General features: G+C 70.6%; 11 protein-coding genes. 3 read left to right on the top strand and 8 right to left on the bottom strand.

Annotated elements, in window-relative coordinates:
* Nucleotides 1-119: 119 nt before the first annotated feature.
* Both OQ02_RS01935 and OQ02_RS01930 read left to right on the top strand, forming a co-directional pair.
* Nucleotides 120-824 (top strand): response regulator transcription factor, encoded by a 705-nt coding sequence (locus tag OQ02_RS01935; RefSeq protein ID WP_033436407.1) that lies wholly within the window; start codon nucleotides 120-122, stop codon nucleotides 822-824.
* Between the two features lie 269 nt (nucleotides 825-1,093).
* A complete protein-coding gene (locus OQ02_RS01930; RefSeq protein WP_033436932.1) occupies nucleotides 1,094-2,932 on the top strand; it encodes an acyl-CoA dehydrogenase in 1,839 nt (612 codons plus the stop codon).
* A 77-nt stretch (nucleotides 2,933-3,009) separates the two neighbouring features.
* Here the strand turns inward: OQ02_RS01930 and OQ02_RS01925 are convergent, their stop codons facing one another.
* The 7 genes from OQ02_RS01925 to OQ02_RS01895 all read right to left on the bottom strand — a co-directional run bounded on the left by OQ02_RS01925 (nucleotide 3,010) and on the right by OQ02_RS01895 (nucleotide 11,020).
* On the bottom strand, nucleotides 3,010-3,819 hold the full coding sequence (locus OQ02_RS01925) for a DUF1206 domain-containing protein (RefSeq protein ID WP_063747003.1): 810 nt from the start codon (nucleotides 3,817-3,819) through the stop codon (nucleotides 3,010-3,012).
* Nucleotides 3,820-3,918: 99 nt separating this feature from the next.
* Nucleotides 3,919-6,276 (bottom strand): VanW family protein, encoded by a 2,358-nt coding sequence (locus OQ02_RS01920; protein WP_033436405.1) that lies wholly within the window; start codon nucleotides 6,274-6,276, stop codon nucleotides 3,919-3,921.
* Nucleotides 6,277-6,375: 99 nt separating this feature from the next.
* Nucleotides 6,376-6,669 carry a GroES family chaperonin gene (locus OQ02_RS01915; protein WP_081915385.1) on the bottom strand — a complete coding sequence of 98 codons (294 nt, stop codon included), beginning with the start codon at nucleotides 6,667-6,669 and terminating at the stop codon, nucleotides 6,376-6,378.
* 36 nt (nucleotides 6,670-6,705) lie between these two features.
* A complete protein-coding gene (locus tag OQ02_RS01910) occupies nucleotides 6,706-8,541 on the bottom strand; it encodes an NHL domain-containing thioredoxin family protein (RefSeq protein WP_033436931.1) in 1,836 nt (611 codons plus the stop codon).
* An 82-nt stretch (nucleotides 8,542-8,623) separates the two neighbouring features.
* The gene (locus OQ02_RS01905; RefSeq protein ID WP_033436403.1) at nucleotides 8,624-9,001 is read right to left on the bottom strand and encodes an NTP pyrophosphohydrolase; all 378 of its coding nucleotides are present in this window, start codon (nucleotides 8,999-9,001) and stop codon (nucleotides 8,624-8,626) included.
* Nucleotides 9,002-9,424: 423 nt separating this feature from the next.
* Nucleotides 9,425-9,571 (bottom strand): hypothetical protein, encoded by a 147-nt coding sequence (locus OQ02_RS44660; protein ID WP_184926356.1) that lies wholly within the window; start codon nucleotides 9,569-9,571, stop codon nucleotides 9,425-9,427.
* Between the two features lie 255 nt (nucleotides 9,572-9,826).
* Nucleotides 9,827-11,020, bottom strand: coding sequence for an ATP-binding protein (locus OQ02_RS01895; protein ID WP_033436401.1), 1,194 nt, complete (start codon nucleotides 11,018-11,020; stop codon nucleotides 9,827-9,829).
* Between the two features lie 123 nt (nucleotides 11,021-11,143).
* On the opposite strand from OQ02_RS01895, the gene OQ02_RS01890 reads away from it, so the two are divergent.
* Nucleotides 11,144-11,770: an SIMPL domain-containing protein gene (locus tag OQ02_RS01890; RefSeq protein ID WP_033436400.1), complete on the top strand. Its 627-nt coding sequence runs from the start codon at nucleotides 11,144-11,146 to the stop codon at nucleotides 11,768-11,770.
* 78 nt (nucleotides 11,771-11,848) lie between these two features.
* Here the strand turns inward: OQ02_RS01890 and OQ02_RS01885 are convergent, their stop codons facing one another.
* Nucleotides 11,849-12,979 carry an OmpA family protein gene (locus OQ02_RS01885; protein WP_156076837.1) on the bottom strand — a complete coding sequence of 377 codons (1,131 nt, stop codon included), beginning with the start codon at nucleotides 12,977-12,979 and terminating at the stop codon, nucleotides 11,849-11,851.
* Nucleotides 12,980-12,997: the final 18 nt, after the last annotated feature.

The following is a 12,997-nucleotide window of genomic DNA, read 5'->3' as shown; positions in this document are numbered from 1 at the left end:
CGGTCATTGAGTCACATTCGTGACTGTTGTTCATATACGTGACCGGTGGAGCCGCGAATTTACGGAAAGTAGTTCGGCCAACCCGCGTCATGGCCGGTTCCCCGGGGGGTCGCACCGATATGCGAACCGTTCTCAACGCGCGCCAGCTCACGCCCAGCGCCGAGCGGCGAGGCCCTGGGCCGGGGATCGCCCTGGTCGACCCACTGCCCCTGTTCCGCGAGGGGCTGGCCGCCGTGGTGCGGCGAACACCGGCCATGCACTGGCTGGGCGCGACGGGACACCTGACCACGGCGGTGCGGATGCACGAGCGGCTGCGGCCGGACGTGCTGCTGGTCGACTCGATGCTCGACCCGCACGGCCACCTGGCGACCCTGCTGACCGGCAACGACTCGTCCTTGGTGGTCATCTCGCTGGTGCGGGAACCGCACCGCAACGCGAAGTTCGTGCGCGCGACGCTGTCGGCCGGGGCGCGCGGGCTGGTGCCGAGGTCCGGCGAGATCGGCGAGGTGATGCAGGCCATCACCCGCGCGCACCTGGACCGGCCGTACCTGGACCCGACCCTCGCGCCGTTCGCCACCGGGATCACGCCGACGGCCGAGGCCGGCACGCGGCGGTCGCTGTCACGCCGGGAGTACGAGGTGCTGCACCTGATCGCGGACGGGCTGGAGAACCAGGCCGTGGCGAGCGAGCTGTACGTGTCGGTGGAAACCGTGCGGACGCACGTGAAGAACATCCTCCGCAAGCTCCGCGCCCGCGACCGCACCCACGCCGTGTCCCTCGCCTACCAGTCGGGGCTGCTGTCCGGCGGTGTGCTCCAAATCTGAGGCTTGCTCCAAACCCGAGGCGTCCCGAACCCTGAAAGCCCGGTTGCCCGGCAGCCCGTTCGCCCGTGCCCGACACCGCCCGGGTGAAGCTCCCCGGGCGCGAACCGCCTGCTCCGGCAACGCGAACCTTCCTCGCGAAACCCCGCAGCTCACGCCCGTCGGGTTCACCACAACCCGGCCACCGGCCTTGCCGAGGTTACTGACAGGTAATACCCTGTTGTTACCGGTCAGTAGGGGACCGCCCCGACCAGCATGGAGTGAGCGACGAGATGGGTCACTACAAGAGCAACGTCCGGGACCTCGAGTTCAACCTCTTCGAGGTCTTCAACGTGCAGGACCACCTCGGCACGGGGCCGTTCGAGCAGTCCGACGAGGACACCGCGCGCGGCGTGCTTGCCGAGCTCAACAACCTGGCGGTCGGGCCGCTGGCGGACTCCTTCGCCGACTCCGACCGCAACCCCCCAGTCTTCGACCCGAAGACCCACTCGGCAACGCTGCCGGAATCGTTCAAGAAGTCCTACCAGACCCTCTGGGACGGTGAGTGGTACCGCCTCGGCCTGCCGAACGAGCTGGGCGGTTTCGGCATCCCGCCGTCGGTCCAGTGGGCGGCGTCCGAGCTGATCCTCGGCTCCAACCCGGCCGCCTACATGTACCTGGCCGGCCCGAGCTTCGCCTCGGTCGTCCACCAGAACGGCACCGAGCAGCAGCGGCGCTGGGCCGAGATCATGATCGAGCGCGGCTGGGGCGCCACCATGGTGCTGACCGAGCCGGACGCCGGTTCGGACGTCGGCGCGGGCCGCACCAAGGCCACCCTCCAGGACGACGGCACGTGGCACATCGACGGCGTGAAGCGGTTCATCACGTCCGGCGACCAGGACATGACCGAGAACATCATGCACCTGGTCCTCGCCCGCCCCGAGGGGCCCGGCATCGACCCGAGGCCCGGCACCAAGGGCCTGTCGCTCTTCCTCGTCCCCAAGTGGCACTTCGACCCGGAGACCGGTGAGTCGACCGGCGAGCGCAACGGCGCCTTCGTCACCAACGTCGAGCACAAGATGGGCCTCAAGGTCTCCACCACGTGCGAGCTGACGTTCGGCCAGCACGGCGTCCCGGCCAAGGGCTGGCTGCTCGGCGAGGTGCACGACGGCATCGCGCAGATGTTCCAGGTCATCGAGTACGCCCGCATGATGGTCGGCACGAAGGCCATCGCCACCCTCTCCACCGGCTACCTGAACGCGCTGTCCTACGCCAAGGAACGCGTCCAGAGCGCCGACCTGACCCGGATGACGGACAAGACCGCGCCGCGCGTCACGATCACCAACCACCCGGACGTGCGCCGCAGCCTGATGCTGCAGAAGGCGTACACCGAGGGCCTGCGCGCGGTCTACCTGTACACGGCCACGCAGCAGGACAAGATCGCGCTGGGCGTCCCGGACAAGGAGCTGGCGGAGAAGGTCAACGACCTGCTGCTGCCGATCGTCAAGGGCGTCGGCTCGGAGCGCGCGTACGAGCAGCTGGCGCAGTCGCTCCAGACGCTCGGCGGCTCCGGCTTCCTGCAGGAGTACCCGATCGAGCAGTACATCCGGGACTCCAAGATCGACTCGCTGTACGAGGGCACCACCGCCATCCAGTCGCTGGACTTCTTCTTCCGGAAGATCATCCGGGACAAGGGCCAGGCGCTGGCCTTCCTGAACGGCGAGATCCAGACGTTCCTGGACAACGAGGCCGGCAACGGTCGCCTCAAGGAGGAGCGCGCGCTCCTCAAGCAGGGCCTGGAAGACCTCCAGGGCATGCTCGGCACGATGGTCGGCTTCCTGACCAGCTCGCAGGAGGATGTCCGGAACCTGTACAAGGTCGGCCAGAACACCGTCCGCCTCCTGATGACGGCGGGCGACGTGCTGGTGGGCTGGCTCCTGCTGCGCCAGGCCGACGTGGCGCTGGGCAAGCTCGACGGCCAGGTCTCGGCCAAGGACAAGGCGTTCTACGAGGGCAAGGTCGCGGTGGCGTCGTTCTTCGCCAAGTCCGTGCTGCCCGAGCTGACCGCGCGTCGCAAGATCGCCGAGGCCACCGACAACTCCCTGATGGACATCGACGAGGCCGCTTTCTAAGCGCTCTGCGAAGCCGAAGGGCGGCACCCCGGACGTCGGGGGTGCCGCCCTTCGGCTTTGGTGCCAACCGGTCCCGATCAGCCCTTGTGCGCCCTCGCGGCGGCGAAGCAGTACGCGCCGAAGCCGAGGAAGCCGACCGCGATCAGGGCCAGCGCGAACAGGCCGTACGGCTGCGCGGCCAACGTGTGCAGCGCCTTGTCCATCCCGCCGGACTCGGACGGGTCGGCGTTCACCGCGGCGAACGCGACCAGGATCCCGATGAGGACGTACGACGCGCCCTTGCCGATCCAGCCGATCCGGCCCAGCCGCTCGACCAGGCCCCGGCTGCCGTCGGGCAGCTCCGACATGTCCAAGTCGTCCTCGAAGGACTTCTTCACGCCCTTGCGCGCCACGGCCACCCCGAGCCCCAGCACGAACAACGCGACCGCACCGACCAGTACCTGCCCGAACGGCAGCGCCAGCACCCGAGCCGTCCACGTCTGGGACTGCTCGGTGGAGTTGCTCTGCGACGACCCGGTCGCGTAGCCGATCGCCGCGATCCCGATGACCGTGCCCGTGATCGCGCGCCCGACCGAGCCGCACTTGCGGTAGAGGCGTTTGCGCTTCTTGGCGACCCACCCGTACCCGGACACCGCCATGGTGAGCTGCCAGCCGGCGAACGCGAACAGGCCGATCGCCACCACCCACAGCAGGACCGGGCCGACCGCGGTCTGGGCGAGGGACGACACCGCGCCCTTCTGGTCGGTCCGCTTCCCCGCGTCACCGAACGCCACCTGCGCCGTCAGCACCGCCAGCAGCACGTGGACCAACCCGTAGCAGACCATCCCGGCGCGCCCCAGCAGCTGCACGGCGGGATGTCTTCGCACCTCTTGCCCAGTGGTAGACACGAACGGGTGATACCCCGTCGTGGCCACCGCGAACCGCGTCAGCCCGGACCGTCGGCCGGTCGGGCCAGCCGGTCCAGGCCAGCCGGTCGGGCCGGCCGGTCAGCCCGTCGGCGGCGTCTCCGGCTTCGGCTCGCAGACGATCTTGTGCGACGGGTCGTACCGGACCGTCCGGCTCTCCGAGCGGCTCACGCCGGTGCGCCGGTCGGTGATGGTGCGGGTGTCGGTCACCGAGAAGCCCGGCGCGCCGTTGCTCGCCGAGCACGGCTGGGTGGAGACCTTCCGCTCCTCCGGCTGCGTGTGGTTGAACTCGGCGCTGGTCGAGCCGGTGACGTCGTAGTTCTTGGTGCCCCACAGGACGATCTTGAGCGACGACGGCGTCCAGATCGTCTGGATCGCCACGCCCGTCTCGTCCGGGTTGGTGAACCTGATGTCGATCACGCTGTTGCCCGCCGGGTCCTGGAACACGGTGGCCTCGCGCCCCTTGGGGTACCGCGAGATCCAGTAGCTGTGCTCCTTGTGGCCCGCGTCCTTCATGCCCGCGTAGTAGTAGGCGTTGTAGAGCGTCGTGGCGAACTGCGAGATGCCGCCGCCGACCGCGCGGCCGGGGATGCCGTTCTCGATGATGCCCGCGTCGACGTAGCCCTGCGCCCGACCGCGCGGGCCGGTGTAGCCGTTGAGGCTGAACGTCTCGCCTGGCTTCACGATCGCGCCGTTGACCTTCTCGGCCACCGTGCGGATGTTGATGCCGGAGTCTGCGGCGAAGCCACCGGTCTGGAACTCGCCGATGACCTCCTTGATGCCCATCTTGTTCGCCTGCTCGGTGGTCACCTTGGCGGGCGTGTGCTTGTACTCGGCCTTGATCGCGCGGTCGTTGTCGCGCTTCAGCACGTCCATCACCGTGGTCAGGGACTTGTCCCAGTCGACGCCGAGCCCGTCGACCGACTCCTTGACGGTGGGCCGGCCGCTCTCGAACACGATCTCGGCGTCCTTGCCCTCCTTCTCCGTCTCCTTGAGCTGCGGACCGGCGTGCTCGACGACCTTCGCGTTGTCGACCTTCGCGGTCAGGCTGCCGTCGTCGGCGGGCTCGAACACCAGCACGGTGGCCAGGTGCTCGGGCGTGAGCGTCGCGTCCTTGCCCTCGCCGAGGATGATCAGCGGCGCGGCGGTGGCGGGCTTGGCGACCTCTTCGAGGGCCTTCTGCACGCCCTCCTTGGTCGTCTTGACCGGGGTGGTGGCCACCGGCAGCTCGATCGTGCCGCCGCCCGCCCAGTCGGCGAGCAGCTTCTCCGACGAGCCGGGCACGTCCAGCTTCTGGCCCTGCTTGGGCTCGACCGCGACCGGCGTGGCGCCTTCGAACCGGATGGCGCCCTCGGCCGGCTCGTGGTCGGTGGTGGTGCGCAGACCCTCCAGCGCGGCGGCGAGCTTGCCCTCGTCGCTGCGGGTGGCGAAGCCGACCTCGCGGGAGGTGAAGAAGGAGGTGACGCGGGTGATCGGGGACAGCGGCTGGGTGCCCGCGCGGTCCAGCGTGGCGGTCCAGTCGAGCTCCAGGCCGGCCGCCTTCGGGTCGATCTCGGTGTCCACGTCGCCCGCGCGCGCCTTCACCGGCGCGGCCAGGCGGGGGCCGATCTCGTCGCGCAGCTTCTGCTCGGCGTCGTCGCGGCTCATGCCGCCGACGTCCACGCCCGCGACGGACACGCCGCGCGGCACGTCACCGCCGGAGATCAGGATGTCCAGGCCGTAGAGGAGGACCATCACGCCGAGCACGGCGGCGGCGATCAGGCCGCCCTTGCGCAGGCGCTTGCGGCGGGCGTCGGCCTCGTCGCCCTCCGTGCCGCTGTCAACCATCACCGGGCCGTAGACGGTGGCGTCCGGTTCCGGGCCGCCCACCGGCGCGGCGAACACCGTGGTGGCCTCGGAGGGCGACGGCGGCCGGTTGAAGCCACCGGGCGGGGTGTTCGCGGGCCGGTTGACACCGCCGGGCGGCGTGTTCGACGGGCGGTCGAAACCACCGGGCGGGGTGCCGGGCGGCCGGCCGAAACCACCGGGCGGGGTGTTGATCGCGCGGGTCTGCTCCGCGGCGGACGGCGGCGTGAGAGCGCGCGTCTGATCACCGGCCGGGTTGATCGCCTGGGTGGCGTCCGCGTTCCCGGCGGGCGGGTTGTGCTGCGCGTTGCGCGTCGGGTGCTGCTGCGTCACGTCATGAGAGACGCCGGGGGCAGCCGCCGCGTTGTCGTGGTCCGGCGAGGAAGTCGTCACGTTTCGGACGGTCGGGGCCGGGTCGGTGTCCACGTCCGGCTCGTCCTGCGGCCACGCGGTGTCCTCCTGCGGCCACTCGGCCTCGTCGACCGAGCCCGCCGGGATCATCGTCGTCCGCTCCGAAGCGGTGCCCGACGGGCGGACCGGCTTCATCGCCGTGGTCCGCTCAGCGTCGTACTCCGGTCGCTGGTTCTCCGGCACCGCTCCCCCTCTTGCTCTCCGCAAGGTCCTGGGACTGCTTACCCGACCGTCGTCACACGCAGGTCACGGGCGGGCGGATCACAGGTCTCACCACAGTTGTCACAGGTAGAGCCCGGTCCCGTGATCCGTCCGCTCGGTCGCGGTGGCGTGCACGTCGCGTTCCCGCATGACCAGGTAGGTCTGACCCTGCACCTCGACCTCGAACTGGTCGTCCGGGTTGAACAGCACCCGGTCGCCGACCTTGATGTGCCGCACGTTCGTGCCGACACCGTGCACGTCTCCCCAGGCCAGCCGCTTCGCCATCTGGGCCGTCGCGGGGATCACGATGCCACCGCTGCTGCGACGTTCGCCGTCTTCCGGCGAGATCCGCACCATCACGCGGTCGTGCAGCATCTGGATCTCGAGCTTGACATCGGGCACCGGCAGAGTCTAGTTGTCGTGGTCGAGGCCACCCATCATCAGGGGTAGCCGATGCGGCCCGTCCCTTACCACACGGACCGGAACGCCCCAGTCCTGGCGGGCCAGCTTGCACACCGGGTGCTCGACCGCCGGGTCGTCCGTGCAGCTCGCGGCCTGGGCGACGACGTGCAGCACGCCTTCGGTGAAGCCCTCGGCGATGCGCAGCGCGCGGACCAGGTCGGTGCCGACGCCCGCGCCCGACTCCAGCAGCCCAGGCGGGGAGCTGGTGACCTCCAGGCGGGTGGACGGGCCGAACCGGTCGTCCAGCTTCTGGCCGGTCGGCGGGGTGAAGACGACGGCGAGTTCGAGGTCGCCCGGCGCGATCTCGGACGGTGGCCGGCGGACCTTGTGCGCGTCGCCGCTGACCAGCTTCGTGCCGGGCGCGACGGGGCGTTCGAGGCGGTGCGCGGCGGAGGCGACGACGACCAGCTCGCCGTCCACCAGGACCGCGTCGGACGGCTCGGCGATGTCGGTGGCCAGGGTGGACACCTCTCCGGTCGCCGGGTCGTAGCGGCGGATCGCGCCGTTGTAGGTGTCGGCGATGGCGATCTGGCCGCCGGGGAGGACCGTGACGCCCAAGGGGTGCTGGAGGAGCGCCTGGTCGGCCGGGCCGTCGCGGTGGCCGAAGTCGAACAGGCCCTTGCCGATGGCGGTGTGGACGGTGCGGTCGGCGTCCAGGCGGCGCAGGGCGGACGTTTCCGAGTCGACCAGCCAGAGCGTGTCGCCGTCGGCCGCGAGGCCCGAGGTCTGGGCGAAGAACGCCTGGTCGGCCGGGCCGTCGTTGAGGCCTTCGACGGTGGTGCCGGCGAGGCGTTCGAGGCGGCGCTCCAGCGGCTTGAACAGGCCGAGGGTGTGGTTGCCGGCGAGGGCGATGACGACGCCTCCGGCGGGTTCCCACCAGGCGACGTCCCAGGGGCTGGTGAGGTGGACCTCGTCGGCCGGGCCGTCGGTGACGCCGTCGCGCCACTGCTCGCCGGTGCCCGCGACGGTGGTGACCTCGCCGGTGTCCAGGTCGAGGCCGCGCAGGAGGTGGTTGACGGTGTCGGCGACGACGGCGTGGTAGCCGACCTGCTTCGCGACGTGGTCGGGGAGGAGCGCGATGCCGGCCGGTTCGGAGAAGGTGGGGTTCGCGCCGTCCTGCCGGCCGCGCTCGCCGGTGCCGATGCGCCTGATCACGGTCTCGCCGTCGAGGTCGAGCTCGACCAGGCCGTGGTGCGCGGAGTCGCTGACCAGGAGGGTGTTGTCGCCGGTCAGGACGGCCTTCGCGGGGAACCGGAGTTCAGTCGCCTTCGGCGGCGGCGCGACGTACGGGCCGTCGCCGCGGTGGAGGGTGCCCTTGGCGTCGTGCTCGGCGACGACCTCGGAGACGATCTGCCGCAGCGCGTCCAGGTGGCCCTCACCGGCGGCGACGTGCACGACGTAGCCCTCGGGGTCGACCAGCACGAGCGTCGGCCAGGCCTTCACCGCGTAGTTCTGCCACGTCGTCAGCTCGGGGTCGTCGAGCACGGCGTGCTCCACGGCGTACCGCTCGACGGCCGCTTCGAGGGCTTCGGGCTCGGCCTCGTGGACGAACTTGGGCGAGTGGACGCCGATGGTGACCAGGACGTCGGCGAACTCGGCTTCGAGGGGGCGCAGCTCGTCGAGGACGTGCAGGCAGTTGATGCAGCAGAAGGACCAGAAGTCCAGCAGCACGACCTTGCCCCGAAGGTCGCTGAGCCTGATCTCCCGGCCACCCGTGTTCAGCCAGCCCCGGCCCACCAGCTCGGGGGCGCGGACACGGGCGCGGCGGCGTTGAGCGGTCGTCACGTCGGGAGTCAACACGACTCGCACACCGACCTATTTCCCGGTCCACCAGCTGGGACGCGTGGCTGGACCGGGAAGGGCACGCTCAACGGGGACGGCGGACGGTGCGGGGGCCGAGGACGGTGGCGGCGAGGGCCGTGACGCGGTCGCGGAGGGCGCGGTCGGCGGTGATCACGGTGCAGGGGCGGTCCGGGTTGGCGCGGACCACGTCCACGATCGCGTCGTCGCCGGAACCGGTGGCCGGGACGACGCGGACGCCGGGGACCGACTCGACGTGCCGGGCCTTGCCCTCGACCACCATGACCACGTCCAGCGGGCCGGGGAGGGTCGGCAGGCCTTGTTCGGCGACCTCCACCAGGTCGTCGCGCAGGCGGGTGGCGGCGCCGGCCCGGTCGCGCCACCAGCCGTCCGGGACGGAGCCGACGACGTTGGCCGCGTCCACGACCAGGAGCGGGGACGTCATCGGGTCATGCTCTCAGCAAACGCACAAGAAACTGTCAGACCCCGGTGGCACGATGGTGTTGTCCACATGGGGGACGGAACAACCATCCAGGGGGAGCTAGTGATGATCAGGGGTGCCCGCAGAACGGACTGCACCTGGAACGGCTCGGCCACGGTCAAGTAGCCGGCGCATGGGAAACCCCGCGGTGCTGCCAGGTCGGGGGTCCGACAGCATCGCGGGGTCATCTGAAACATCGATACACGATCGTGGACTGTTACATCACCCATAGGGTGTGACGCAGATCACGTTTCGAATGATGTGACGAGACCCTGCCGCGCGGGAGGTGCGGCAGGGTCTCGTCGTTCCCTTCGACGGCGTGCGGACGACGGGGCGGCACACCCGGTGTCGATCGGGTGGTCGTCACGCGCGCCGGTGGGTCACCCCTCAGCGGAGGGACGACACCTGGGCCTGGGCGATGGCCATCAGCTCGTGCCGCATGGCCGGGGTGGACGCCATGTCGATCGCGCGGGCGACAGCCTTGCGGTTGCGAGCCTCGACACGACGAGCGCGGAGCTTCGCAGTGAAGTTCATCGGGGGTTCATCCCTCTCAAAGTTCTTCTTGGTGGTGTGCCTCAAGTATGCACCCACCACGGCTCTCGCGCACCCGATTTTCCGGTGAGGTGCCGCACATGCCGACGAATCATCGGTCTTTACCGCAACAGCCCCGTTGATTCGCCTGGCGTACACCTGTTGGGCCGGACGCGCTCAGGCCGACTCTCTAGCGTGCGCGCTAGACCACGCAATGCGACCACAGCTAGCGAACAACCGCAGGTCAGCCGCCTGACGTCAGTCCTCACGCCCGAGCAGGAACCGACCGAAGTGCGGCACGGTGAACGCGATCTGCCCGCGTTCGGCCGAGTACACGAGCCCCTTCTTGATCAGGCTGTCCCGCGCCGGCGACAACGACGACGGCTTGCGCCCCAGGTGGTCCGCCACCTGCGCCGTGTTCACGCCCGCGTCCTTGCCGTCGGTCAGCTCCGCCATCGCCCGCAGGTACTCCCGCTCGGCCGGCGTCGCCCGCTCGTACCGCGACCCGAAGAACCCGACCGCCAGCTCGGCGTCCGCCTCCGGCGCGGCCACCGCCACGTCCATCGCGGTGATCGGGTCGGCGGGCGCCGCGTCCCACGCAGCCTTGCCGTAGGCCTGGATGAAGTACGGGTAGCCGCCCGACGCGTCGAACAGCGCGTCCAACGCCTCCGGCTCGATCCCGGCCTCCTCGCGGTCGACCGGCGCCAGCACCGCCCGGTCCGCGTCCTCCCGGGACAGCCGGTCGATCCGCACGTACCGGAACAGCCGCTCCGAGTACGACTTGGACGCCGACAGCACGGCGGGCAGGTGCGGCAGCCCGGCGCCGACCACGACCAGCGGCGCACCGGACTGCGACAGCTCGTGGCAGGCCGCGCACAGCGCCGAGATGTCGTCCGCCCGCACGTCCTGCATCTCGTCGATCAGCAGCGCCACCCCGGTGCCGACGTCCTGCGCCAGCTCGGCGACCTCGGTGAACAGCTCCACCAGGTCGATCTCGATGTCACCGGAGTCCGCCCGGCCGACCGCCGCCGGCACGTCGATCCCCGGCTGCCACCGGTCGCGCAGCTTCGCGTCCTCGGGATTGGCCCGCAGCGCGAACGCCTTCAGCACCCCGAGCACCGCCTCCACCCGTTCCGGCGCACGGTGCCGCACGGCCAGGTCGCGGATCGCCCGGTGCAACGCCGCCGACAACGGCCGCCGCAGCCCCGCCTCCGGCCGTGCCTCGATCTTCCCCGCGCCCCACCCGCGCTTGACCGCCATCGACCGCAGCTCGCCGAGCAGCACCGTCTTGCCGACGCCGCGCAGCCCGGTGAGCACGAGACTGCGTTCCGGCCGACCGCGCGCCACCCGTTCGAGCACCACCTCGAACGCGCCGACTTCCTTGTCGCGCCCCGCCAGCTCAGGTGGCCGTTGACCGGCACCGGGGGCGAACGGGTTGCGCACCGGGTCCATCCTCGGACGGTATCGAGGTGTCTACGACCGATCCAATACTCAGGCCGTGTCGCCCTGTATTCGGTCGTCTAGGGAAAAATGTAGACCGAGTTATCGAGCCCGATCACCGGTAGCGTCGGCGTCATGGCTGAGGTGGTGACGAAGGGCGTCGGCAAGGTCGAGCGGACCGCCGACCGGGCCGAGGTGAACGTGAGCTTCGAGACGACGGGCTCGACGCGCAACGAGGCGGTGGACGCGCTGACCGCGCGGGTCGCCGGGGTGGAGCCCGCGTTCGAACGGCCGGGCGTCGAGGTCCGGTCGCGGCAGCTGAACGTGCACGACAACTGGGACGGCAGGCGCCGCTCCGGCAGCCGTGCCGCGCAGAACTACCTGATCCGGGTCGACGACGTCGCCGGCCTCGACGACCTGCTGGCCGCTCTCGTGGTCGCCGAGCCGACGTGGCTCAACGGGCCGACGTGGCAGGTCAAGGACGACGCGGACGCCGTCCGTGAGGCGCAGCGCGAGGCCGTGGTGGACGCGCGCCGCCGTGCCGAGGGGTACGCGGAAGCCCTCGGCGCACGGCTCGGCCCGCTCCAGCGGCTGACCGACGGCGACGCCGAGATGTGGGCGGCCGAGTCGAACCGGGTGATGGCGGCCGGTTTCGGCGGCGGCTCGCCCGGCGTGCCGCCGCAGATGGACCAGCTCAACCTGGAGGCCCAGCAGATCGTGGTCACGGTCCGCTGCACGGCCACCTGGACGCTCCTCGACTGACCTCCGCCGCGTTCCGAGCGTTGAATTCAGGGGTTCCGAACGTAGGACACGGTCGTTCGGAACGTAGGACTCTCGGGGTCAGCTGCTGGTTCGGGGTTCGACCAGTTCGACCGCCACGGCGCGGTTGCGGGCGGCGGCGGCCGGGATCAGCTCGCCCGAGCCGTCCACGTCGACGGCCAGCGGTGACGTGAAACCGGCGCCGATCACCTCGACGAACGCGGACCGGCTCACGCCGAGGTCGACCAGCTCGGCCACCACCCGCCGGCCACGCCGCTGGGTCAGGTCCAACGCCGCCTCGATCGACGACGAGGTGGCCGTGCGCACGATGACCCGCGCGGTGGTGCGGCCGTCGAACTTCTTCGCCACGTCCTCCAGCACCTCACGCGCGCCGGGCGCGAGCTGGTCGGTGCCCGCCTTGAACAGCACCGCAGTGGGGATGTGCACCAAAGCGTCCTGGTGCACGACCTCGCCGATGTCCACCGCCGGCACCTCGCCGCGGCCGATGGACGCACGGCCGGGCACCGGCTCCGTGTCGTGGGTGCAGCTCTTCGCGTCGAACTTCGCGCAGATGCCCATCCACAGCTCGACCAACGCCTCCTTCGCACCCTGCGGCAGCGGCTTCTGCGCGCCCGTCACCTGCCCGAGCCCGGAGAAGATCACGTCCTTGCCGGTCAGCTCGGGCAGCGCGTCGTCCGGCACCGACGCGACCACCGCGGACACGTCGAAGTCGAGCCCGAGCCGGGTCAGGTCGATCGGGTCGGTGGTCTGCAACCCGCTGGTCTGCAGCACGAGCAGGGCCGGTCCCTCCGCCGAGGCCATGTCCGCGAGCACGGCCAGCGGGTCGAGCCGGGGACTGGTGCCGCCGACCTGCGCGAGCTCCCCGGTCAACCGGTTCAGGTTCTGCTCGAAGCCGAGGCGGCGCAGGGCCGAGTCGCTCTCCACCTCGTTCCCGTCTCGAACGGTGAAGTCCTCGTCCGAGTACGCGCCGCCGGCGGCGTCACCCTGCCGGTAGACGACGACCCTGGTCACGCCCTTGTCGACGGCTTCCGACAGCCGGTCGACCACCGTGCTGGTGAGCTCGACCCGCGGTTCGTTGGCCGAGGCGGTGACGCCGATGCGAATGGTGGTGGATTCGCGGGACGTCTCCCCGCAGGCAGCACAGGATGCCGCCACAAGCACGACTGCGGCGAAGAGCCGTGAGTGGTTCATGCATTTGGAAACGGAATG

Source organism: Saccharothrix sp. NRRL B-16314 (assembly GCF_000716595.1).
Taxonomy (GTDB): Bacteria; Actinomycetota; Actinomycetes; order Mycobacteriales; family Pseudonocardiaceae; genus Actinosynnema.
The sequence above is the reverse complement of the archived record's forward strand: the minus strand, read 5'-3'. Positions and strand labels throughout refer to the sequence as shown.

Excerpts from the sequence above, each read along its gene's own strand:
- OQ02_RS01930 (WP_033436932.1), top strand. The coding sequence starts at position 1,094 with ATGGGTCACTACAAGAGCAACGTCCGGGACCTCGAGTTCAACCTCTTC.
- OQ02_RS01935 (WP_033436407.1), top strand. The coding sequence starts at position 120 with ATGCGAACCGTTCTCAACGCGCGCCAGCTCACGCCCAGCGCCGAGCGG.
- OQ02_RS44660 (WP_184926356.1), bottom strand. The coding sequence starts at position 9,571 with ATGAACTTCACTGCGAAGCTCCGCGCTCGTCGTGTCGAGGCTCGCAAC.
- OQ02_RS01895 (WP_033436401.1), bottom strand. The coding sequence starts at position 11,020 with ATGGACCCGGTGCGCAACCCGTTCGCCCCCGGTGCCGGTCAACGGCCA.
- OQ02_RS01915 (WP_081915385.1), bottom strand. The coding sequence starts at position 6,669 with ATGCTGCACGACCGCGTGATGGTGCGGATCTCGCCGGAAGACGGCGAA.
- OQ02_RS01905 (WP_033436403.1), bottom strand. The coding sequence starts at position 9,001 with ATGACGTCCCCGCTCCTGGTCGTGGACGCGGCCAACGTCGTCGGCTCC.
- OQ02_RS01890 (WP_033436400.1), top strand. The coding sequence starts at position 11,144 with ATGGCTGAGGTGGTGACGAAGGGCGTCGGCAAGGTCGAGCGGACCGCC.
- OQ02_RS01885 (WP_156076837.1), bottom strand. The coding sequence starts at position 12,979 with ATGAACCACTCACGGCTCTTCGCCGCAGTCGTGCTTGTGGCGGCATCC.